Source organism: Rhodomicrobium sp. R_RK_3, from assembly GCF_002198715.1.
GTDB lineage: Bacteria > Pseudomonadota > Alphaproteobacteria > Rhizobiales > Rhodomicrobiaceae > R-RK-3.
The window spans coordinates 138,204-160,415 of sequence record NZ_MWLK01000039.1; the positions used below are offsets into that span (position 1 = coordinate 138,204).

General features: G+C 63.4%; 17 protein-coding genes and 1 tRNA gene. 6 read left to right on the forward strand and 12 right to left on the reverse strand.

The window, feature by feature from the left end; all coding sequences use genetic code 11:
- The first annotated feature begins 327 nt into the window (after window positions 1–327).
- The 4 genes from BLEFHOIH_RS25690 (at window position 328) to denD (ending at window position 5,188) form a co-directional block, all read left to right on the forward strand.
- Entirely contained in the window at window positions 328–1,182 is an 855-nt protein-coding gene (locus BLEFHOIH_RS25690; protein WP_088348964.1) for a sugar ABC transporter permease, read from the forward strand.
- Window positions 1,179–2,081, forward strand: a complete 903-nt coding sequence (locus BLEFHOIH_RS25695; RefSeq protein WP_088348916.1) for a carbohydrate ABC transporter permease — start codon at window positions 1,179–1,181, stop codon at window positions 2,079–2,081. The genes BLEFHOIH_RS25690 and BLEFHOIH_RS25695 overlap by 4 nt, the downstream gene beginning before the upstream one ends.
- Window positions 2,082–2,222: 141 nt before the next feature.
- A complete protein-coding gene (locus BLEFHOIH_RS25700) occupies window positions 2,223–4,010 on the forward strand; it encodes an IlvD/Edd family dehydratase (RefSeq protein WP_088348917.1) in 1,788 nt (595 codons plus the stop codon).
- A 173-nt stretch (window positions 4,011–4,183) separates the two neighbouring features.
- Window positions 4,184–5,188: a D-erythronate dehydrogenase gene (gene denD / locus BLEFHOIH_RS25705; RefSeq protein WP_088348918.1), complete on the forward strand. Its 1,005-nt coding sequence runs from the start codon at window positions 4,184–4,186 to the stop codon at window positions 5,186–5,188.
- 217 nt (window positions 5,189–5,405) lie between these two features.
- On the opposite strand, the gene BLEFHOIH_RS25710 is transcribed toward denD, so the two are convergent.
- The 8 genes from BLEFHOIH_RS25710 to BLEFHOIH_RS25745 form a co-directional block, all read right to left on the reverse strand.
- Window positions 5,406–6,170, reverse strand: coding sequence for an outer membrane beta-barrel protein (locus tag BLEFHOIH_RS25710; RefSeq protein ID WP_088348919.1), 765 nt, complete (start codon window positions 6,168–6,170; stop codon window positions 5,406–5,408).
- A 335-nt stretch (window positions 6,171–6,505) separates the two neighbouring features.
- Window positions 6,506–7,180 (reverse strand): outer membrane beta-barrel protein, encoded by a 675-nt coding sequence (locus tag BLEFHOIH_RS25715; RefSeq protein ID WP_348626069.1) that lies wholly within the window; start codon window positions 7,178–7,180, stop codon window positions 6,506–6,508.
- 568 nt (window positions 7,181–7,748) lie between these two features.
- Entirely contained in the window at window positions 7,749–8,024 is a 276-nt protein-coding gene (locus tag BLEFHOIH_RS25720) for an HU family DNA-binding protein (RefSeq protein WP_088348921.1), read from the reverse strand.
- Between the two features lie 320 nt (window positions 8,025–8,344).
- Window positions 8,345–10,768, reverse strand: a complete 2,424-nt coding sequence (gene lon / locus BLEFHOIH_RS25725) for an endopeptidase La (protein WP_088348922.1) — start codon at window positions 10,766–10,768, stop codon at window positions 8,345–8,347.
- A 240-nt stretch (window positions 10,769–11,008) separates the two neighbouring features.
- Window positions 11,009–12,268 (reverse strand): ATP-dependent Clp protease ATP-binding subunit ClpX, encoded by a 1,260-nt coding sequence (gene clpX / locus BLEFHOIH_RS25730; RefSeq protein WP_088348923.1) that lies wholly within the window; start codon window positions 12,266–12,268, stop codon window positions 11,009–11,011.
- 367 nt (window positions 12,269–12,635) lie between these two features.
- Window positions 12,636–13,292 carry an ATP-dependent Clp protease proteolytic subunit gene (locus tag BLEFHOIH_RS25735; RefSeq protein ID WP_088348924.1) on the reverse strand — a complete coding sequence of 219 codons (657 nt, stop codon included), beginning with the start codon at window positions 13,290–13,292 and terminating at the stop codon, window positions 12,636–12,638.
- Window positions 13,293–13,393: 101 nt separating this feature from the next.
- Window positions 13,394–14,953 carry a trigger factor gene (tig, locus tag BLEFHOIH_RS25740; protein WP_088348925.1) on the reverse strand — a complete coding sequence of 520 codons (1,560 nt, stop codon included), beginning with the start codon at window positions 14,951–14,953 and terminating at the stop codon, window positions 13,394–13,396.
- 66 nt (window positions 14,954–15,019) lie between these two features.
- Window positions 15,020–15,104: transfer RNA gene (locus BLEFHOIH_RS25745), tRNA-Leu, on the reverse strand.
- A gap of 145 nt (window positions 15,105–15,249) precedes the next feature.
- Here BLEFHOIH_RS25745 and BLEFHOIH_RS25750 point away from each other — a divergent pair.
- Both BLEFHOIH_RS25750 and sseA read left to right on the forward strand, forming a co-directional pair.
- Window positions 15,250–16,287: a cysteine synthase A gene (locus tag BLEFHOIH_RS25750; RefSeq protein ID WP_170937395.1), complete on the forward strand. Its 1,038-nt coding sequence runs from the start codon at window positions 15,250–15,252 to the stop codon at window positions 16,285–16,287.
- 109 nt (window positions 16,288–16,396) lie between these two features.
- Window positions 16,397–17,248, forward strand: a complete 852-nt coding sequence (sseA, locus tag BLEFHOIH_RS25755; RefSeq protein ID WP_088348926.1) for a 3-mercaptopyruvate sulfurtransferase — start codon at window positions 16,397–16,399, stop codon at window positions 17,246–17,248.
- 131 nt (window positions 17,249–17,379) lie between these two features.
- Here sseA and BLEFHOIH_RS25760 read toward each other — a convergent pair whose 3' ends face one another.
- The 4 genes from BLEFHOIH_RS25760 to BLEFHOIH_RS25775 all read right to left on the reverse strand — a co-directional run bounded on the left by BLEFHOIH_RS25760 (window position 17,380) and on the right by BLEFHOIH_RS25775 (window position 21,966).
- Window positions 17,380–17,973, reverse strand: coding sequence for a DUF4396 domain-containing protein (locus tag BLEFHOIH_RS25760; RefSeq protein WP_125461891.1), 594 nt, complete (start codon window positions 17,971–17,973; stop codon window positions 17,380–17,382).
- Between the two features lie 404 nt (window positions 17,974–18,377).
- Window positions 18,378–19,337, reverse strand: a complete 960-nt coding sequence (nudC, locus tag BLEFHOIH_RS25765; protein ID WP_088348928.1) for an NAD(+) diphosphatase — start codon at window positions 19,335–19,337, stop codon at window positions 18,378–18,380.
- 13 nt (window positions 19,338–19,350) lie between these two features.
- Window positions 19,351–21,192, reverse strand: a complete 1,842-nt coding sequence (locus tag BLEFHOIH_RS25770; protein ID WP_170937390.1) for a cyclic nucleotide-binding and patatin-like phospholipase domain-containing protein — start codon at window positions 21,190–21,192, stop codon at window positions 19,351–19,353.
- A 177-nt stretch (window positions 21,193–21,369) separates the two neighbouring features.
- The gene (locus BLEFHOIH_RS25775; protein WP_088348930.1) at window positions 21,370–21,966 is read right to left on the reverse strand and encodes a superoxide dismutase; all 597 of its coding nucleotides are present in this window, start codon (window positions 21,964–21,966) and stop codon (window positions 21,370–21,372) included.
- Between the last annotated feature and the right edge of the window lie 246 nt (window positions 21,967–22,212).

Consider the following 22,212-nt stretch of genomic DNA (forward strand, 5'->3'; position numbering starts at 1 on the left):
GCTTGTTGCCTACCCCTCACCCACCCGCCTGACGGCGGGAGCCCTCTCCCTCAAGGGGAGAAGGCAATTAAGGCGCCTCTCGTCTTTTTGCCCTCTCCCCTCGCGGGAGAGGGCGGGCGCCGGAGGCGACCGGGTGAGGGGGGCGGCAGGCACAGAATTGAAGTGGCGCCCCCGCCGCCATCCGGGAATTCCCCGGGATTGCTGAAGGTCAACGTGCAGAAGCCAAATGCCATAGCAGCCGATGCGATCACGGCAGGCGCTCAGCCGCCGGCCCGCTCGTGGCTGTCCAAAGCGCTCGAGGGACGCAATACGCTCGGCGGGCTGTTCATGCTGCCCGCCGCCGCCGTGCTGCTGATCTTCCTGACCTATCCGCTGGCGCTCGGCGTCTGGCTCGGCTTCACCGACACCACCATCGGCCGCCCCGGCCAGTTCATCGGCCTCGAAAACTACGAAGCGCTGTGGGACGACACCGTCTTCTGGCTGGCCGTGTTCAATACGCTGCTCTATACCAGCGTCGCCTCGGTGTTCAAATTCGCGCTCGGCCTCTGGCTGGCGCTGCTGCTCAACGAGCGGCTGCCCTTCAAGGCTTTCATCCGCGCCATCGTGCTCTTGCCATGGGTGGTGCCGACGGTACTTTCGGCGATCGCCTTCTGGTGGATCTACGACGCGCAATTCTCGATCATTTCTTGGGCGCTGATCCAGATCGGCCTCATCGACGCGCCCATCAACTTCCTCGGCGACGCGACCAATGCGCGGGCATCGGTGATCGCCGCCAATGTCTGGCGCGGCATTCCCTTCGTCGCCATCACGCTGCTGGCCGGCCTGCAAACCATCCCGCAATCGCTCTATGAGGCGGCGACGCTCGACGGCGCCTCCTCCTGGCAGCGTTTCCGCTACATCACCCTGCCGATGCTGACGCCGATTATCGCCGTGGTGATGACCTTCTCGGTGCTGTTCACCTTCACCGACTTCCAGCTCATCTACGTGCTGACGCGCGGCGGCCCGGTGAACGCCACCCATCTGATGGCGACGCTGTCCTTCCAGCGCGCCATTCCCGGCGGACAGTTAGGGGAGGGCGCGGCCATCGCCGTCGCCATGATCCCGTTCCTGCTGTCGGCCATCCTCTTCAGCTATTTCGGCCTGCAGCGCCGGCGCTGGCAGCAAGGCGGACGCGACGCATGAGCACCCTCAATCCCCCCGGCGCCGCCGATAGCGGCCAGAGCGACAATGACGGCATGCGCTATCTCGACAGCGGCATGCGCCGGCTGGTCACCGTCTATCTGCCGCTGACCGTGTTCATGATCGTGCTGCTGTTCCCGTTCTATTGGATGGCGATCACCGCCTTCAAGCCGGACCACCAGCTCACCGACTACAAGAACTACAGCCCGTTCTGGGTCTGGGACCCGACGATGCGGCACATCAACTACCTGCTGTTCGAGACCTCCTATCCGCACTGGTTCTGGAACACCATCGTCATCTCGGTCGCCGCGACCGCGATCGCGCTCGCCTGCTCGGTGTTCGCCGCCTATGCCATCGAGCGGCTGCGCTTCACCGGTTCGCGCTATGTCGGCCTCGGCATTTTCCTCGCCTATCTGGTGCCGCCCTCGATCCTGTTCATTCCGCTCGCCTTGATGGTGTTCAAGCTCGGCTTGTACGACTCGCCCTTCGCGCTGATCCTGACCTATCCGACCTTCCTCATTCCCTTCTGCACCTGGCTGCTGATGGGCTATTTCCGCTCGATCCCGTTCGAGCTGGAGGAATGCGCACTGATCGATGGCGCGACGCGCTGGCAGATTCTCACCAAGATCACCCTGCCGCTCTCGGTGCCGGGGCTGATCTCGGCGGGCATCTTCGCCTTCACCCTGTCATGGAACGAGTTCATTTACGCGCTGACCTTCATCCAGTCCTCGGAGAACAAGACCGTGCCGGTCGGCGTGCTGACCGAGCTGGTCCGCTCCGACGTCTATGAATGGGGATCGCTGATGGCGGGTGCGCTCTTCGGCTCGCTGCCCGTCGTCATCCTTTACTCCTTCTTCGTCGAGCATTACGTGTCGAGCATGACCGGCGCGGTGAAGGAATAGACCGGACGGGGCAAGGGCGCTTATAAATGTCAGGCATGGACGGAGGCTTCGGCCGTCCCCTCTCCGAACGGGGGAGGAAGCCTGCTGTGCTGCTTATACGAATTCGGCCCGAGTGGCCTCAGTCACGGAGACGCAAGAGCAATGACCCAGAACGGTAAAGGCCGCCCGCTGCGCAGCACTTTGTGGTGGGACAACCCGGCCGATCCGGGCATGACGGCGCTCTATCTCGAACGCTACCTGAATTTCGGCCTGACCCGCGAGGAGCTGCAATCCGGCAAGCCGATCATAGGCATCGCCCAGACCGGCAGCGACCTGTCGCCCTGCAACCGCCATCATATCGAGCTGGCCTCGCGCGTCCGCGACGGCATCCGCGCCGCCGGCGGCGTGCCGCTGGAATTTCCGGTCCACCCGATCCAGGAGACCGGCAAGCGCCCGACCGCCGCGCTCGACCGCAATCTTGCCTATCTCGGCCTCGTGGAAGTGCTCTACGGCTATCCGCTCGACGGCGTCGTGCTGACGACGGGTTGCGACAAAACCACGCCAGCCATGCTGATGGGCGCGGCGACCGTCGATATTCCGGCCATCGTGCTGTCGGGCGGCCCAATGCTCGACGGCCATTTCGAGGGCAAGCTGGCCGGCTCCGGCACGGTCGTGTGGGAAGCGCGCCGCCGCCACGCCGCGGGCGAGATCGACTACGACACCTTCATCGAGATGGTCGCCGGCTCCGCGCCGAGCGTCGGCCATTGCAACACCATGGGCACGGCCTCGTCGATGAACGCCATGGCCGAGGCGCTCGGCATGACGCTGCCCGGCGGCGCGGCCATCCCCGCGCCCTATCGCGAGCGCGGCCAGAACGCCTATGAGACCGGCAAGCGCATCGTCGCCATGGTGCATGAGGATTTGCGGCCCTCGCACATCATGACCCGGCAGGCTTTCGAGAACGCCATCGTCGTCGCCTCCGCCATCGGCGCTTCGACCAATTGCCCGCCGCATGTCAACGCGATCGCGCGCCATATCGGCGTCGAGCTGGTCAACGACGACTGGGACCGCATCGGCTACGACATCCCGCTGCTGGTCAACATGATGCCGGCGGGCGAATATCTGGGCGAATCCTATCATCGCGCGGGCGGTCTCCCCGCCGTCATCGCCGAGCTGATGCGGCACGGCAAGATCCATCGGGGCGCGCTGACGGTCACCGGCCGCAGCATCGGCGAGAACAATGAAGGTGCCAGGATCACCGACTCCAAGGTGATCCGGACGTTCGAGGATCCGCTGAAGCAGCAGGCGGGTTTCGCCGTATTGAAGGGCAATCTGTTCGACAGCGCCATCATGAAGACGTCGGTGATCTCGGAGGATTTCCAGCGCCGCTACCTGCGCAAGAAGGGCGACGAGAACGCCTTCGAGGGCCGCGCCATCGTCTTCGACGGCCCGGAGGATTACCATCAGCGCATCAACGAGCCCGGCCTCCAGATCGACGAGAATTGCCTGCTGATCATCCGCAATTGCGGCCCGGTCGGCTATCCCGGCTCGGCCGAGGTGGTGAACATGCTGCCGCCGGACGCACTGGTCAGGCGCGGCATTTCCGAACTGCCCTGCATCGGTGACGGCCGCCAGAGCGGCACCTCGGGCAGCCCGTCGATCCTGAACGCCTCGCCGGAAGCGGCGGTCGGCGGCGGCTTGGCGCTGTTGCAGACCGGCGACTGGATCCGCATCGACCTGAACAAGCGCAGCGCCAATCTGATGGTCTCGGACGCGGAGTTGGCGCAGCGGCGCAAGGATTACAAGCTGCCGGAACTGGTCAACCAGACACCCTGGCAGGAGATCTACCGCTCCATGGTCGGCCAGCTCGACGGCGGCGGCGTGCTGGAGAACGCGGTGAAATACCAGAAGGTCGCCGAGACCTTCGGCGTCCCGCGCAACAATCACTGACTGCGGACGGGCAAGCCCCGCACGCCACCACACTCACAGATGTCATCCCCGCGAAGGCGGGGATCCAGTAAAGGGCAACATTCGTTGTAGGCACGGCCTGAACGCGAGCGCTGCGGAGTACTGGATCCCCTCCTGCGCGGGGATGACAACAAGAAGGACTTGGGAGGTCGTCCATGCGCATCGTCATCACCGGAGGCACAGGGTTCGTCGGACGCAAACTGGCCGAGCGGCTGCTGCGCGACGGCGCGGCGGCGGGGCCGGGCGGCGCGCGGCAGGAAATCTCCGAGGTCGTGCTGTTCGACCAGGCCGAGCCGATGCCGCCCATCGAGCCGACCAACCGGCTGAAAATCGTCACCGGCGACATCACCGACGCCGCTCAGGTCGAGGCGCTGATCACGCCCGGCACTGGCAGCATCTACCATTTCGCCGCCGTGGTCAGCGCGGGCGCGGAGGCCGATCTCGATCTCGGCTATGCCGTCAATCTCGACGGCACCCGGCATGTGCTGAACGCCGCGCGCAAGCTCCCGGCGCCGCCGCGCGTGGTGTTCGCCTCCAGCGCCGCCGTCTATGGCGGCGAGCCGCCGCTCACCGTCGACGACGAGACGCCGCCGACGCCGCGCACCTCCTACGGCGCGCAGAAGGCGGCGGGCGAACTGTTCGTCAACGACTACACGCGGCGTGGCATCGTCGATGGACGCTCGGTGCGCCTGCCGACCATCGTCGTGCGCCCCGGCCGGCCGAACAAGGCGGCCTCCACCTTCGCCTCCTCGATGCTGCGCGAGCCGCTGGCGGGGCAGACCGCAATCTGCCCGGTCTCGCCGGCCTCGCGCATGGCGATCCTGTCGCCGCGCCGCCTGATCGACTGCCTGATCGCGCTGCACGAGATGGACGGCGACGATCTCGGCTTCAACCGCACGGTGCTGCTGCCATCGATCAGCGTCAGCATCGGCGAGATGGCGGATTCGCTGCGCCGCATCGGCGGCGAGGCGGCGGCGGCCCGCATCCTGTGGGAGCCCGACCCATTCATCCAGAAGATCGTCGATGGCTGGCCGGGCGCGATGCTGGCCCAGCGCGCCGAATCGCTCGGCTTCAAGGCGGACGCCAATATGGACGAGATCATCACCGCCTTCATCGAGGACGATCTTCCCGCGCAGAGGCGCTTAGTCGCGGGCGGCTGACGCTCTCATCGCATTCCCGCGAAAGTGCCGGCGAAGACAGTGAGAGCGCGGCGCTATTCGCATCGGCGAGCGTCGGGCGGGCGATCGCCAGCGGCGTACCGACTCCATCATCGGAGAGCCCGCCTGAACGCGGGGATGCCAAGGACTGTCGCGCGTCTTCGCCCAGAAAAAAAACGGGGCGCAAGGCCCCGTTTTAAGCTCACAGTTTGCGGGCCGCTTATTTCAGCGGTTCTTCAGAGCCGTCCTGGAAGTGATAGGTCAGGCGCGCGCGAGCAACGAACAGGTCGTTGTCGTCGTCGTGGGACAGCTTGAGCTGGTTGCACCACTTTTCCCACGTCTTGCTGTCATCGCCGTCGCCGAAGCCGTAATACAAGCCCTCGACGCCGATGCTCCAGTTGGAAGCCAGCTTGTATTCGACGCCGCCGCCGACGACAAAGCCCACTTCGCTGTCGCCGCCGAACTCGACACTTTTCTTGAACGGGCCGAAAGAGCCGACAACTTCCGTATCGTCGAAGCCGGCGAAAGCGACGCCCGCCGTTGCGTAGATCAAAAGATTATCGAACGCATAGCCGAGACGGGCGCGCAAGGAAGCCAGATAGTCGATCCCGTCGCCGAAGCTGGCGTCGGCTTCCAAACCGTACACCCGGGCGCCGTCTTGCCAATTATAGCCGACATGAACGCCGCCGATCAGCGTGGTGTCGTCGTCTTCTTCGGAGAACTTGACCTTCGTCAGCTCTTTCCAGTTCGACCAGTCGCCCTTGCATTCGCCGCGGCAGCCCCTTTGTTTGCTCCGCCAAGCCAGGCTGCTGTCGCCGCTGTCGTTCCAAAGACCGCCAATATGCCCGCCGACATAGAAGCCGCTCCAGATCGGCGCCAGCGGCGCTTCATAGGGCGTGTCCTTATAGGAAAGATCGGCCGCGGCCGCGAAATTTACGCCGCCGAAAAACGCCAGGCTCGCGGCCAGTACCGCCAATTTGCGCATGTATTCCCCACTTCTCTTCTTATTGCCCAAACCAACTCTTTCAAGCGGCGCGAATGCGTCGCCGGAATAACTTTAGGTAAGAAAAGCTAATAGCGGAGTGAACGCAAGTGAGGGAAATATCACAAGGCCTTAATTCGTAATAACTGTGGCAGCATTACGACAAATTAAGCACGGATACAGGGCGGTCTATCTTCTATGCAACTTAAAATTGAAATTGGTGTCTGGTGAAGTACATAGTCCGGCCGTCCCGGGCAGGCCGATGGGAATGAAAAAGGCAGCCAAGCGGGGTACTTGGCTGCCAAAGGCTGTCAGAGATAGAGAGATGACCGATGTTTTTATTTTGATGCTTCGAGAGAATGGTAGCCGTCGAACAGCTTGTAGCTGGCGCCGATCTTGATGGCGTCGAAATCGAGGTCGACTTCGCTCGAGAGGCCCTGCGCCAGCGCGTGGTCTTCCTCGCCGAGGTCGACGTGCGAATATTCGATTCGTGCCGAAAACCGATCGGTGAACGCATGCTCGATACCGACGCCGGCCGTCCAGCCGACATGGGTCTCGTCGCCGTTCAAGATCTCGTGGCCGAGCAAGCTGATGGTCGTCTCGACCTTGCCCCAGGCGACGCCGCCGAAGCCGTAGAAGAGGGTACGACCGGATGCGTAGCCGAGCCGGCCGACCGCGGTGGCGTACCAGTCGAGCTCACGCTCGCTCTGCAGGATGCCGGCCAGAATCGGCTGGGAGCCATCGATATCCGTGCCGTTGAGGCCCAGTTCGACGCCATAGACCCAGTTGCTGTCACGCTGGATGTTATAGCCGACATGAGCGCCATAGATCGCGCCATCGACATCGTAGTCGGTGCTGAACAGCGAGGTGATGAGGTCATCGAAGGCCTTGCCGCCATGATCGAATTTCGGCGTGCCGGAGGTGTCACCGGCGCCGAAGCCGACCGAACCGCCGATATAGAGCCCGGTCCAAGCGAATACGGGGGCGTCATAGGCGGCCGGTGCGTCCTTCAAGGACCCGCCGCGGTCAAGGTCTGCGGAATAAGCCGTCGTGCTCATGCCTGCGAACGCCGCGAGTGCAGCGATCATTGCTTTGCGCATTTTATTTTCCCATCAAAAGTGCCCGAAAACGCATACGCAACAGCAACTTCGGCGGATATGGTCCGCTGAGCGCGCGACAGTATCCGGCGCCCGCTCACCAGGGTTATGATGATTCTTCCATAATATGGTCGCGCTATTTACCATTGTGCAAAGACAAAGGCAGCGATTGTGGCTCCGTTGCCTCAGTTTCGCAAGCTGGCGGCGAGCAAGCATTCCAAATGCAACTTTAGATTGCGCTTCTATACTTGAAGGAAACACGTTGCGCTTGCCGCAGCGCAAGACGGAGGCCGGCTGCGGCATGGATGACGAGGCGCTGTTGGTCACCTCGCGGCGCCATACCTGGACCGAACCCGGCCGGCGACGCCATCCCCCGCGCGCACAAAAAAGCCCTCTCCGGCTAGGGAGAGGGCATTGGTATTCGCTGGAGTCGCGGGGGGACGGCGATGACGCCCGCTCCCCGCGCTTTGCTGGAGCGGCTGGATCAGCCGTTCAGTGCTTCTTTCAATCCCTTGGCAGGGGCGAATTTCGCCACCTTGCTCGCCGGCACATTCACGGTTTCGCCGGTACGCGGATTGCGGGCTGTGGTCGCCTTGCGGTCGGCGACTTTGAAATTGCCAAAGCCCGGCAGGCGAACTTCCTGCCCTTCGAGCAGCGCCGACTGAATGTGCTTGATCACAGACTCAACCGCCACAGCCGCCTTGTCCTTGCCGATCTGCGCATCCTCGGCCACGGCCGCGACCAAATCCGTCTTATTCATGGTTATCCCTTTTCTTCATTCTCCGTAGCATTCCTAAACGCCACCCCGAGCGACGGTTTCTCGCCGTCTCGAAAAGGCTGCCCCGCGCGAAAGCCGGGTGACGTCACGGCGCTCGCCACTGGGGGCAGTCGCGCCGCATTGTCCCGCCAGCCGGTTCACCCGCCCTGACGGAGCCCTACCTTATCCAGATATCTGGATATTTGAAGAACATATTTACCGCTGCCAACACGGAAAATCGAGATACAGCAACGAAAAATGGCAAAAGGCGGCCCCGATCGCTCGGGAGCCGCCTTGATGACCATTTCGCCTAACTGCAATCTTTAGTGGGCGGTGACACCCAGATCGGACGGCAGCGGCACGGCCGGCTGCTGCACGATCACCGGCTCTTCCCACAGGATCGGCTCCGGCTTGCGGGTCAGCGCGATGGCCAGGACCTGCTCCATCCGCGAGACCGGGATGATGCTGAGCTGGTTTTTCACGCTGTCGGCGATCTCGGCCAGATCCTTGGCGTTCTCCTCGGGGATGATCACCGTGTTGATGCCGCCGCGCAGGGCTGCCAGCAGCTTTTCCTTCAGGCCGCCGATCGGCAGCACGCGGCCGCGCAAGGTGATCTCACCGGTCATCGCCACGTCCTTGCGGACCGGAATGCCCGTCATGATCGAGACGATCGCCGTGACCATGGCAACGCCGGCGGACGGACCGTCCTTGGGCGTTGCGCCTTCCGGCACGTGAACATGCAGGTCGCGGCGCTCGAACAGCGGCGGCTCGATGCCGAAATCGATCGCCCGCGAGCGGACATAGGCGTTGGCCGCCGTGATCGATTCCTTCATCACATCCCGCAGATTGCCGGTGACGGACACCTTGCCCTTGCCCGGCATCATCACGCCTTCGACCGTCAGCAACTCGCCGCCGGCTTCGGTCCAGGCGAGGCCCGTCACGACGCCGATCTGATCCTCGCGCTCCGCCTCGCCGTAGCGGAAGCGCGGCACGCCCAGGAAGTCGGCCAGATTGGCCGCGGTGACGTCGGCGCGCGGTGCTCCGCCGCCTTCGATCTCCTTCACCGCCTTGCGGGCGAGCTTGGCGATCTCACGCTCCAGATTGCGGACGCCGGCTTCCCGCGTATAGCGGCGCACCAGCTCGAGCAGCGCATCGTCGCTGACCGTCCATTCCTCTTCCTTCAGGCCATGGCCTTCGCGCTGGCTCGGGATGAGGTGGCGCTTGGCGATCTCCATCTTCTCCAGCTCGGTATAGCCGGCGATGCGGATGATCTCCATGCGGTCCATCAGGGCCGGCGGGATGTCGAGCGTGTTGGCCGTGGTCACGAACATCACGTTGGACAGGTCGTAATCGACTTCCAGGTAATGGTCGTTGAACTCGTTATTCTGCTCCGGATCGAGCACTTCGAGCAGAGCCGAAGCCGGGTCACCCCGGAAATCGGCGCCCATCTTGTCGATTTCGTCGAGCAGGAACAGCGGGTTGACCTTCTTGGCCTTGCGCATTGACTGGACCACCTTGCCGGGCATCGACCCGATATAGGTGCGCCGGTGACCACGGATCTCGGCCTCATCGCGCACGCCGCCGAGCGACATGCGCACGAATTCGCGCCCCGTAGCCTTGGCGATCGATTTGCCGAGCGAGGTCTTGCCGACGCCAGGAGGTCCGACGAGGCAGAGGATCGGGCCCTTCAGCGCATTGGTGCGCTTCTGCACAGCGAGATATTCGACGATCCGCTCCTTGACCTTCTCCAGGCCGTAATGATCCATGTCGAGCGTTTCCTGGGCCTCGGTCAGATCGGTCTTGACCTTGCCCTTGGCGCCCCACGGGATCGACAAGAGCCAGTCGAGGTAGTTGCGCACGACCGTCGCCTCGGCCGACATCGGGCTCATCTGCCGGAGCTTCTTCAGTTCGGCGAGCGCCTTTTCGCGGGCTTCCTTCGACAGCTTGGTCTTCTCGATCTTGTCCTCGAACTCGGAGATATCGTCGCGGTCGTCGCCGTCGCCGAGCTCCTTCTGAATGGCCTTCATCTGCTCATTCAGATAGTACTCGCGCTGCGTCTTCTCCATCTGGCGCTTGACGCGGCTGCGGATCTTCTTTTCGACCTGCAGCACGGAAATCTCGCTCTCCATCTGCATGTAGACGCGCTCGAGCCGCTCGGAAATCGAGGTGATTTCCAGGATTTCCTGCTTCTCGGAGATTTTCACGGCCAGATGCGAGGCGATGGTGTCGGCGAGCTTGGAGTAGTCGTCGATCTGCGAAACCGTGCCGAGGACTTCCGGGGAAATCTTCTTGTTCAGCTTCACATAGCTTTCGAACTGCGCCACAGTCGAGCGCGCCAGGGCCTCGATCTCGTCCTTGGCGCCGATCTGCTCGGCGACGCGTTCGATCTCGGCTTCGAAATAGGCTTCGTTGGCGGTGTAGCGCTTGATGACCGCGCGCGAGGTGCCTTCGACCAGCACCTTGACGGTGCCGTCCGGCAGCTTGAGGAGCTGCAGCACCGAGGCGAGCGTGCCCATGGCGTAGATGGCGTCCGGATCGGGCTCGTCATCGCCGGCATTCTTCTGGGCGACGAGCAGGATCTGCTTGTCGGTGCGCATGACCTCATCAAGCGCCTGGATGGACTTTTCGCGCCCGACGAAGAGCGGCACGATCATATAGGGGAAAACCACGATATCGCGCAGCGGCAGGACCGGGAACACCTCAGCTCTGCCGTCGTTTTCAACCGCGTGCGTGTAGTTTTCGGTCATCTGGGTCTCCCTGCAAAGGCTCTTACGCGTAACTTACGATTGCGCGCATGTTCGCCGGATGAATGAAATGGTCCGGATAAGGATTGTCCGGAGGAATCTTGGCGTTGGCACGTGAGGCTCCCCCAACACCTTGGCTTGCCCAGTCCAAGACATTGCTTAGGTGGCTATGCGAAGGGCTGAAATCAACCTGCCGTAAGGCATGCCGAAAGCGCTCTGCAGAGGCGGGCATCGGGCCCCGCACTAGGCGCTCGACTCCCCGGCCCGCTCCGAATAGATGCGCAGCGGCTTGGCTTTACCCTCGACGACTTCAGAACTGATGACAACCTCTTCGACGCCCTTCAGGCCGGGCAATTCGTACATGCTTTCCAGGAGGATGGCCTCCATGATGGAGCGCAATCCGCGAGCCCCGGTCTTGCGTTCGACGGCGCGGCGGGCGATGGCCCCGAGCGCGTCCTCGGCAAGCGTGAGCTGTACGTCTTCCATGTCGAACAGGCGCTGATATTGCTTCAGCAGCGCGTTCTTGGGCTCGCGCAGGATGCGAACCAGGGCGACTTCATCGAGGTCTTCAAGCGTCGCGATCACAGGCAGACGGCCGATGAATTCCGGGATCAGGCCGAATTTCAGCAGATCCTCGGGCTCGACCTGGCGCAGCACTTCGCCGGTCTTCCTATCGTCGGGCGACTGCACATTGGCGCCGAAGCCGATGGCCGTCGATTTGCCTCGCTGCGAGATGATCTTTTCGAGGCCCGAGAAGGCGCCGCCGCAGATGAACAGGATGTTGGTCGTGTCGACCTGCAGGAATTCCTGCTGCGGATGCTTGCGGCCGCCCTGCGGCGGGACGCTGGCAACCGTGCCTTCCATGATCTTAAGGAGCGCCTGCTGCACGCCTTCGCCCGAGACGTCCCGCGTGATCGAGGGATTGTCGGACTTGCGGCTGATCTTGTCGACCTCGTCGATATAGACGATGCCGCGCTGCGCCCGCTCGACATTGTAGTCGGCCGACTGCAGCAGCTTCAGGATGATGTTCTCCACGTCCTCGCCGACATAGCCGGCTTCGGTCAGCGTGGTGGCATCGGCCATGGTGAAGGGCACGTCGAGAATGCGCGCGAGCGTCTGGGCGAGCAGGGTCTTGCCGCAGCCGGTCGGGCCGACGAGCAGGATGTTCGACTTAGCCAGTTCGACGTCGTTGTTTTTCGACGCGTGATTGATGCGCTTGTAATGATTGTGGACCGCGACCGAGAGCACCTTCTTGGCGTGTTCCTGGCCGATCACGTAATCATCGAGAATATGGCAGATTTCGGAAGGCGTCGGCACGCCGTCGCGCGACTTCACGTAGGAGTTCTTATTCTCCTCGCGAATGATGTCCATGCACAGCTCGACGCATTCATCGCAGATGAACACGGTCGGTCCCGCAATGAGCTTGCGGACCTCATGCTGGCTCTTTCCGCAGAAGGAGCAGTAGAGGGTGTTCTTCGTATCGTTGCCGCTCACCTTGCTCATTCGCTTACCTCAGTCCTTCCGGTGAATTCTGACCAATTCACGTAGTTTAATGCCACGTTAATTGCTCCTCCCCGTCAGCCGCCCACCGGAGGGCGCACGGCGACCAGGCGTCAAATCTATTCGGATAATCATCAAGATTTCTCTAATTGCAGGAGCCTGCCGAAAACCGTGCCGGTTCCGGCAGCCAAAGGGCGGGAGAGTTACGCAACCTTGACGAGGCAACACAGGCTCCTGACTACAACCATTCGTCCCGACCGTTAAGACCGCAACCCTGGGTCGGCGAATGGGTTCACGCAGATCGTGAAAAGCACCAATTCAGAGCACCCCCTCACGACCTCGAAACCTATTCTCCGCACCATTCGACCAATTAGTCAACCCGTCCTCTGGGAAGGGTCGGCGTGTTATCTTCGCCCATAACCCGTTTCGATAAGACCTGATCAATCAGGCCAAATTTCTGCGCGCCTTCGGCAGTCATGAAATTGTCACGGTCGAGGGCATCCGCAATGACCTGTACGGGCTGCCCCGTATGTTTTGCATAAACCTCGTTAAGGCGCTGCCTGATCGCCAGAATTTCCTTGGCGTGGCGTTCGATGTCGCTGGCCTGACCCTGGAAGCCGCCGGAGGGCTGATGCACCATGATCCGGGCGTGCGGCAGGGCATAGCGCATGCCCGGCTCGCCGGCGCAGAGCAGCAGCGAGCCCATTGACGCAGCCTGCCCGACGCAGAGCGTGGCGACCGGCGGGCGGATGAACTGCATCGTGTCGTAGATCGCCATGCCGGAGGTGACGACACCGCCCGGCGAGTTGATATACATGGCGATTTCCTTCTTCGGGTTCTCCGCTTCGGCGTAAAGAAGCTGAGCCACGACGAGGGAGGCGAGGTGATCCTCGATCGGCCCCGTTACGAAGATGATGCGTTCCTTGAGAAGCCTCGAATAGATGTCATAAGCCCGCTCGCCGCGATTGGTCTGCTCGACCACCATCGGCACCAAGGTCTGCATATAAAACTCTGCGGGATCGCGCATGTCTGACTCCAAAATTGCGTTGCGGCCGAGCCGCGCGTCTCACCGAAACGCTCGGTGATTCGCGTTAAACAAATCGTTCTGCGCACCCGCTTGGATGGCTATCACTTTTTCTTGTTCTTCCCCGGCTTGGCCTCGGCCTTCTTGGCCGTGCCGTGATCGTGGTCGTGACCGGCGTGGTCATGATCATGATCGTGGTGATGATGGTCGTGATCGTGGTCGTGGTTGCAATCCGGACCATGCACATGGCCATGATCGTGGTCGTGATCATGGTGGTGGTGATGATCATGGTCATGATCGTGGTCATGATCATGACCGGGCAACTCGTCCTGATCCAACTGGAACAGCTCCTCGGCCGGGACCGGCTTGTCGGTTACATCGGCAAGCTCGAGCGAAAAGTCCACCACCTTGTCTTCAAAAAGCGGGGCCCGCAGCTCCATCTGGGCATTCGGGTTCTTCGAATAGAACTCGACGACCTTGCGCTCCTGCCCCGGATATTGCTGGGCCCGCTGCATGATCGCGCGCCGCACCTCTTCATCCGTTACTTTGATCTCGTTGCGCTGGCCGATCTCGGACAGCACCAGCCCGAGCCGTACCCGCCGCTCGGCCATCGTCCTATATTCCTCGCGGGCCTTCTCCTCGGTCGTGCCTTCGTCCTCGAAGCTTTTCTTCGACCGCTCGAAATGCTGCGTCACTTCCTGCCAAACCGCCGCGAATTCGTTCTCGACGAGCGAGGGCGGCAGCTCGAACTTGTGGGCCTCGTCCAGCGCGTCAAGCAGCGAGCGCTTGGCCTTGCTGCGCGATGCATCCGAGTAATCCTTGGCGATCCGCTCGCGAACGGCCTGCCTGAGCTTGTCGATCGACTCAAGGCCAAGAGATTTCGCGAACTCGTCGTCGACGGCAGGGAGAATGGGTTTTGCGACTTCCTTAACCGTTACATCGAACTCGGCAGTCTTTCCTGCAAGATGGGCGGCCTGATATTTTTCCGGGAAGGTCGCCGACACGGTGCGCTCTTCGCCGGTCTTGGCGCCGGCCAAACCTTCCTCGAAACCGGGGATGAACATGCCGCGGCCGAGAATCACCTGCGCGTCGGTCGCGGCGCCGCCTTCGAAGGGTTCGCCGTCGATCTTGCCGATGAAATCCAGCGTCAGCCGGTCGCCGTCTTCGGCGGCGCCGTCCTTGGCCTCATAGGCCATGTTGCCTTCCCGGATCCGCTCCAGCGCCTTGTCGATCTCCTCGGCGCCCACCTCGGCGACCGGGCGCTCGACCTTCAGCTTCTTCAGATCGGCCAGTTCGATCTTCGGCAGCACCTCGAAGGACATGATGAATTCAAGGTCGTGTGCGCCGCTGATGACGCCCTCGACCGTGCCTTCATCTTCCGGCAACCGGATGTTCGGCTGGAAAGCGGGACGCTCGTCGCGGCCGCTGAAGGCCTGAACGCGCGACTCTTCCACCGCCTGTTCGATCACCTCGGCCATGGCCGAACGGCCATAGACCTTCTTGATGTGACCGATCGGAACTTTTCCGGGCCGGAAGCCCTTCAATTGGACCTTATCCTTCAGCTCATCGAGCTTGGCTTTCAAGCGCTCATCCAATTCCGCGGCGCCAATGACGACTTTCAGCTCGCGCTTCAGGCCCTCGGATAGGGTTTCTGTGATTTGCATGGGAGTTCTAACTTCCGAAAAATCGTTATACTGGCTTAAACGGCATCGATTGAGCGCTGGAATATATGGTGCGGGCGGAGGGACTTGAACCCCCACGACTTTCGTCACTGGAACCTAAATCCAGCGCGTCTACCAGTTCCGCCACGCCCGCGAAGGCGCTGCGCCACCGATGTGGCCCCGGTCTATAACACAGCGTTTTTCGCTGCGGCTACAGAATAAATGCTTTACGTATGCTTCCCGCTGCCTTGCGGCAGATCGTGAAAGCAGCGGCAGAAAGGAGGCGCATCCAAGTGGAGATAGCATCATCGGTTCTCGATGCGATCGGGAACACCCCACTCATCCGCCTGCGCGGAGCGTCCGAGGAGACCGGCTGTGAGATTCTCGGCAAGGCCGAGTTCATGAATCCCGGCCAATCCGTGAAGGACCGCGCAGGCTTATTTATGATCGAGGACGCGATCCTCAAGGGCCGGCTCCGGCCCGGCGGCGTCATCGTCGAGGGAACCGCCGGCAATACCGGCATCGGGCTTGCCGTGGTGGCGAACGCGCTCGGCCATCCGACGGTCATCGTCATTCCGGAGAGCCAGTCGCAGGAGAAGAAGGACGCGCTGCGCCTGCTCGGCGCCAAGCTGGTCGAAGTGCCGGCCGTGCCCTATCGCGATCCCAACAACTATATCCGCTATTCGCAGCGCCTCGCCGAGAAGCTGGCCGAGACCGAGCCGAACGGCGCCATTTGGGCGAATCAGTTCGACAATGTCGCCAATCGCGACGGCCATATCCGCACCACCGCCGAGGAGATCTGGGCGCAGACGGACGGCAAGCTCGACGCCTTCATCTGCGCCGTCGGCACCGGCGGCACGCTGGGCGGCGTCTCGATGGGGCTGAAGGCGAAGCGGCGCGACATAATTATCGGTCTTGCCGATCCGGTCGGCGCGGCGCTGTACAGCTATTATACGACGGGCGAGCTGTTCGCGCAGGGCACCTCGATCACCGAGGGCATCGGCCAGGGGCGGATCACCGCCAATCTGGAAGATGTCGAGGTGGACAAGGCGTATCAGATCCCGGATAGCGAGGCGGTCTCGCGCGTGTTTCAGATGCTGCGCCAGGAGGGCTTGTGCCTTGGCGGCTCCAGCGGCATCAATGTGGCTGGCGCGGTGCGGCTCGCCCATGACATGGGGCCGGGCCATACTATCGTGACCGTGCTGTGCGATTACGGCACGCGCTATCAGAGCCGGCTGTTCAATCCTGCCTTCCTGCGGGAGAAGAATCTGCCGGTTCCGGACTGGCTGCTCGAGAATGGCGGTCCGGCAATGCCCCAGGTGTTTGTCGACGTCTAGGCGGCGTTTGGTCCTTTGTCGCCCAGCCGAGGCGGGTGTTAGCGTCTCTCGTTGAACCGAAAAAGATTTGCCGCCGGCCCCTCGGGCCGCGCGGCAGGAGGATTTGGACATGGCTGCTCCCGCGCAATTGCTGGTCGAGACGGACTGGCTCGCCGAGCATCTTGATGCGCCCGGCATCGTCATCCTGGATGCGAGCTTCCACCTGCCCGGCTCCGGCCGCGACGCTGCCGCCGAGTTCCGCGACGCCCATATCCCCGGCGCGGTGTTCTTCGATATTGAGGAGATTTCGGATAGCAGCAGCCCGCTGCCCCATATGCTGCCGCCGCCGGAGAAGTTTGCCTCACGCGTCCGCAAGATGGGCATCGGCGACGGCATGCGGATCGTGATCTACGATTCGACCAACATGTCGGGCGCGGCGCGGGCGTGGTGGATGTTCCGGGTGATGGGCGCCAAGGACGTGGTGGTGCTGAATGGCGGCCTGGCGAAATGGCGGGCCGAGGACCGCACGCTGCAGAGCGGCGAGGCGCGCCGCCGGACGGAGCGCCATTTCACGGCACGGGTGAATTCAGGGCTCGTGCGGGATATTAACGACATGACCCAATTGCTGGACAGCCGGGCGATGCAGATCGTCGATGCGCGCGCCGCGGCGCGATTCGCCGGCACCGGCGTGGAGCCGCGACCGGTTCCCAGGCTGGGACATATTCCGGGATCGAGAAACGTGCCGTTCACGAGTTTGCTGTCCGAAAATGGCACGCTGCGGTCGCCCGAGGAGATTGCCGAGATCTTCGCGGCGAGCGGGGTGGACGTGTCGAAGCCCGTCGTGGCGAGCTGCGGTTCGGGCGTGACCGCCTGCGTGCTGGCGCTCGGGCTGGCGCGTGTCGGCAATGAGACCGCAGCAGTCTATGACGGGTCGTGGGTCGAATGGAGCGAGTCGGACCGGCCGATCGAGACCGGGTCCTGATGCGCAAGCACGCCGCGCTCAGGGGCACCTTGCGGGCGGTCAAGCCAATAGGCCCCGGCTCTGCCGGCCGGGGCGACGAAGAATAAGATGCTTTGGAATCATCGCGGCGGCGCGGATGCGCGGCGATGCGTTCAGGCCCAGAGCGACTTGCGCATCCGGTAGGCGGCGGCGACGTAGCCGATCAGGCCGCCGATGCTGACGATGACCCAATAGGTCGGCAGCGCGCGCTGCGTCATGGCCGTCGGCGAAATATCGGTGAAAAGCGAGGCGATGGCCATCGACAGAATCAGGGCCGCCAGGATGATCCCGGTCGGCGCCAGCGGCGCGCGATAGGCTTCCAGGAAACTCAGCTTATAGCGCTTGCGGAGCGAGCCGACGGCGGAAAGCCAGCCGAGCAGGAAACCCGCCGCGCTGCCTATGAGGAGGCTCTGCCAGGGCACCAGCCCCAGCTTGACGCCGAACATAATGCCCGCCATCAGCCCGAGCCCGGTCAGGAACAGCGAGTAGAAGGTCGCGCGCAGCACGGCGCCCCAGCCCGGCGCGGTCTTTTCCGGCACGATTTCGGCGGGGATATAGTCTTCGCGCGGCTCGATTCGCGGCGTGAAGGCATGGTCGCCGGGAGGCGTGCTGGGCGGATCGGCGGGCGCGGCCATCATCATGATGGGCGAACGCAGGCGTGCGGCAGCTTCCGCCTCCTCTTGCTGCCGGACCATATCGGGATCCATCGGCTGCTCCTTGCTGGCGAAAGTTGAAACGCGCGTGACGCGCAAGCGGAATGTGAATTCAGTCAAGCAGCAGGCGCGGCGCAAATCAAGCGGCAAGGCGGGATGTGCTCAACTATCAGCCGGAGATTGCACCGGATGCGGACAAAGTCTGAAATTTCCGATTCGCCGATGGATGCCGGCCGGACGGTCGAGATGCGATTCGAAAGCGGACTCGCTTGAAAAGGCCCTCGGACGAGTGCGGCGCCAGCCACGAACGGCAGCCGGACTCCCTCTCCCTTGGGAGAGGGCGGGGGTGAGGGGTTCGTGAAGCAGCCGATAGTCTACAACCCCTCACCCGGCACGCTTCGCGTGCCACCCTCTCCCCTTGGAGAGGGTTGAGCTGCAGCAAGGGGCGGCGCACCACCCTAGCCCAGAACCCCGTCCGCGAATGCCCGGATCAGCATGTGCGAGATCGACAGAGGCGGCGGCACGAAATGGCCGCGCGGGTGGACCTTGTCCAACATCTGCCGCACTTCCTCTCGGCCGAACCACCGCGCTTCCGGCATCTCGACCGGATCGAGCGTCAGATCGGAATTCAGCGCCTCGCCCCAGCAGCCGATCATAAGCTGGTGCGGGAAGGGCCAGGGCTGGCTCGCCACATATTCGACGCGGCCGACGCGGATGCCCGCCTCCTCCATGATCTCGCGGCGGACGGCGGTCTCGATGTCGTCGCCCGGTTCGACGAAGCCGGCCAGCACCGAATACATATTGTCCTGGAAACGTGGCTCGTGGCCCATCAGGCACTGCCCGTTCTGGGTGATGAGCATGATGACGGCGGGGTCGGAGCGCGGAAAATGCAACTGGCCGCAGGCCCAGCAATCGAGCCGCCACCCGCCCTCGCGCAGCTCGAGCTTGCCGCCGCAGCGCGAGCAGCAGCGGTTCGTCGCGTGCCAGGCGGCAAGACCACGCATCTGGGCGGCGAGCGTCAGCTCGGCGGGCGGCATCTCGCCCTGATTGGCCAGCGTACGCAGATCGACCAGCGGCGCGAAGGTCTCGGCGCCGTCGGGCAGGCGCGCCGCTTCCGAGGGCGATAGGCAGAGGGCGAAGAGCGGCGCGCCGTCCTCCGCGATGCCGAGGAAGCTTGCCCCGGCCATCTCGAGCCCTACTGAGCCAAGCTCTCGGGCGGTGAACGGGCGCAGCCGCGTCTTGCTGCGGTCGGGATCGGAGCGGATCGCGAATTTCAGGTCGATCAGCAGGAATAACCGGGCCTCAGGCGAGGCCCGCTGCGTGTCGAGCCATTCGGTATCCCGGCGCTTTTCGGCGGCGCGGTCGAAAGCGGTCTGAGCGGTGATATGCGGAATGATGAGCTGCGGCCGGTCTGTCATGGCGGACAGTCTATCAGCTCGACGGGATGGCTGCCACGAGCGGGAGGTTGCCGGTGGCGGCACGCTTTTCCAGTTCGTTCAGCGCCCATTGATAGCTGAGATCCTTCAGCCGGCTATGCTCGCGCCACGCCATCACATCGGTGCCGGAGGGGATCGGCGCGGCCAGCAGCATGTCGAGCGGCCCGAGCCATTCCTCCTCGTCGCCCGCGCGGTCGTTCAGCACGGCGAGCAGATTCTCGAAGGAGGGCAGGCCCGGCTCGTCCGGCTTGGGCTGCCAGGGCAGGCGGAAGGCGGCCTGCTTCTTCTGCCATGCCGGCAGGTCGCGGTAGCGTACCGGCGATTTACCGAAGGGCGCAAGCGCGGCCTTGGCCACCACATTCGGCCCGGCATTCAGCCGGTGCATCGGCTGCAAGGGCGGCGGGGTGATGACGCTGCCATCGGTCAGCATCTGCCCCTCCTCGTCGACGAAGGGCGGCAGCAGGCCGGGAAACGGCCAGTTCGCCCGCACCGCAACCTGGAGATTGCCGAGGCTGTGGATGTGCGAATCGCCGGTCGAGAGATTGGCCGAGGCGGCGTAATACGGCACCGGCATGTCGGCCAGATCGGTGTCGGGGAAATGCTTCAGGATCAGCCGGTCGAGCGCGCGCTGGTCATAGAGGCTGAACAGCGGCCAGTTCTTGCGGCGCAGCGCCCGGCGGTCGACCATGATCTCGGTGACGAGCTGGTCGACATCGTCGGGGTCCATGCCGAGCGCGAGGCAGGCCGCGACCGCCGCGCCCGCGCCGGTGCCGCCGAAACAGTCCGGCTCGAAGCCCGACGCCTGCACAGCCTTGAAGATGCCGAGCGCCGCCGCGCCGAACACGCCCGAGGCCGTCGCGAAATAGCCGGTCGACTGGCCGAGCATGAAGCGGGCGAGCCGTTCGAAATCCTTGGCCGCGTTCGGCCGCAGGTGATGGTGCGAGCGGACGGGCCGATATTCCAGCCATCGCCGCGTGCCGGAGATGGCGACGCCGCGCCTCGGATCGTGGAACAGCGCCAGCCGGCAGGCATCCGCGCCGCGCATTTCGAAGGCCAGTTCCTCGACCGGCCCGAGCGGCACCGGCGTGCCGAGCCGGCCGCCATCATGCGTGCCGATCAGGCAGATTTCGTCGGCCTCGGCGATGGCGCGTTCGGTCCATGGCGTCGGCTCGGCGTCGGTGACGAGGATGATGACGTCGAAGCGGCTCTCCTGCTCCTTCAGCCAATGCACGACCTGCGGATCGTCGAGCGCGATGCCGCCGGGCAGATCCTGGCCGAGCCCTTCCGAGGACAGGATCTGGCATTCGGCGCGCTGCTCGATGGCGTGAGCGAGGCGGTCGGCGAAATCGGGCGGCACCGGATCGCTGCCGGCCGGGCAGATGGCGAGCGAGCGGGCGCGGTCGGCCGAGACGCGCGGGCGGGCGGGCAGCTTGCCTTCGCGCGGGCGGATCAGGCTGCTGATCGCGCCTTGCCAGACCTCCGGCGCGCTTTCGGCGAGCGCCTTAAAACTCTCCCATTCGAGCTTGAGCACGATGCTGGCGCGCACGGCGGTGATGCTGGTGACATGCGGCTCGCGGGCGAAGAAGGCGGTCTCGGCGAGCACCGCGCCGGGGCCGAGTTCGGCCCGCGCCGGTTCGGTGGCGAAGCGCGACGTGCGCAGCCGCCCGGAGGTGACGATGTAAAGCGCTTCAGGGACGTCGCCGGCCTTGACCAGGGTCTCGCCGCGCTCGATGGTCTGCAGATGGCATTCAGCGTAAAGGCGCTTCAACACCTTGTCCGACATGGCCTCGAAAGCACGCACGCTCTTCAGCCATTCGGCCGGAGATTTGTGCCGCATTCTTTCAAAACCCGCCATGCCCGCCGTCCAGTTCGCTGATTCCTCTGATTAGCTGATCCGCAGGGAAATGCCTATGGCGTATGCGGCTGCGGGCGCGAACCGGTGGATATCGGCGGCCGGACTGGGGTCGCGGGGGGAGTGCGCCCCGGCTCCGCCGCCGGGGCGATGAGTTTGGGCTTAAGCCGCCGCGAACATCTCCTCGACATGTTCCCAGTTGACGAGATTGTCGAACCAGGCTTCGAGATATTTCGGCCGCGCATTGCGGTAGTCGATGTAATAGGAATGCTCCCAGACATCGACGCCGAGCAGCGGCTTGGCGCCATGCACCAGCGGGCTCTCGCCATTGGCGGTCTTCATGACTTCCAGCTTGCCGTCCTTCAGCGCCAGCCATGCCCAGCCGGAGCCGAACTGGCCCTTGCCGGCCTCGATGAAGACCTCGCGGAATTTGTCGAAGCCGCCGAGATCGCTATCGATCCGGGCCTGCAGCGAAGCGGGCAGCTTGCGGCCGCCGCCGCCGGGCTTCATCCACTTCCAGAAATGGATGTGGTTGTAATGCTGGCCGGCATTGTTGAAGAGCGCCTGATTGGTGCCGAAGGATTTCTGCACCACCTCTTCCAGCGGCAGCCCCTCCAGGCCCGACCCGGCAAGCAGCTTATTGCCGTTATCGACATAGGCAAGATGGTGCTTGTCATGGTGGAATTGCAGCGTCTCGGCGGACATGTAGGGCTGCAGCGCATCATAGGCGTAGGGAAGTTCGGGGAGTTCGAATGCCACGGGTTGCTCTCCTTTTATCTGGCTAGCGACATGACCCGCACCGTAGACTTCGGCGGCTGGCGTGGCAAGCGCGGAGGAGAAAAGAAAGGGGGCATGGAAACCCTGTATTCCATGCCCCTGAATGCTGCCGAGGAAAGCTTCGTTGGATGACACAGGGATACGATAAGGTCAGGCTAGCGGCCGCGCGCTGAACGCCTCATGAATGCTCCATTCACACAGGATTCAACCGTCGCGCCCGGCCGGCTC

Coding starts and splice junctions, on each gene's coding strand:
- BLEFHOIH_RS25770 (WP_170937390.1), bottom strand. CDS start 21,192: ATGCGGCACAAATCTCCGGCCGAATGGCTGAAGAGCGTGCGTGCTTTC.
- BLEFHOIH_RS25700 (WP_088348917.1), top strand. CDS start 2,223: ATGACCCAGAACGGTAAAGGCCGCCCGCTGCGCAGCACTTTGTGGTGG.
- BLEFHOIH_RS25710 (WP_088348919.1), bottom strand. CDS start 6,170: ATGCGCAAATTGGCGGTACTGGCCGCGAGCCTGGCGTTTTTCGGCGGC.
- lon (WP_088348922.1), bottom strand. CDS start 10,768: ATGACCGAAAACTACACGCACGCGGTTGAAAACGACGGCAGAGCTGAG.
- nudC (WP_088348928.1), bottom strand. CDS start 19,337: ATGACAGACCGGCCGCAGCTCATCATTCCGCATATCACCGCTCAGACC.
- BLEFHOIH_RS25690 (WP_088348964.1), top strand. CDS start 328: ATGCTGCCCGCCGCCGCCGTGCTGCTGATCTTCCTGACCTATCCGCTG.
- BLEFHOIH_RS25720 (WP_088348921.1), bottom strand. CDS start 8,024: ATGAATAAGACGGATTTGGTCGCGGCCGTGGCCGAGGATGCGCAGATC.
- sseA (WP_088348926.1), top strand. CDS start 16,397: ATGGCTGCTCCCGCGCAATTGCTGGTCGAGACGGACTGGCTCGCCGAG.
- clpX (WP_088348923.1), bottom strand. CDS start 12,268: ATGAGCAAGGTGAGCGGCAACGATACGAAGAACACCCTCTACTGCTCC.
- BLEFHOIH_RS25760 (WP_125461891.1), bottom strand. CDS start 17,973: ATGGATCCCGATATGGTCCGGCAGCAAGAGGAGGCGGAAGCTGCCGCA.
- BLEFHOIH_RS25735 (WP_088348924.1), bottom strand. CDS start 13,292: ATGCGCGATCCCGCAGAGTTTTATATGCAGACCTTGGTGCCGATGGTG.
- BLEFHOIH_RS25695 (WP_088348916.1), top strand. CDS start 1,179: ATGAGCACCCTCAATCCCCCCGGCGCCGCCGATAGCGGCCAGAGCGAC.
- denD (WP_088348918.1), top strand. CDS start 4,184: ATGCGCATCGTCATCACCGGAGGCACAGGGTTCGTCGGACGCAAACTG.
- tig (WP_088348925.1), bottom strand. CDS start 14,953: ATGCAAATCACAGAAACCCTATCCGAGGGCCTGAAGCGCGAGCTGAAA.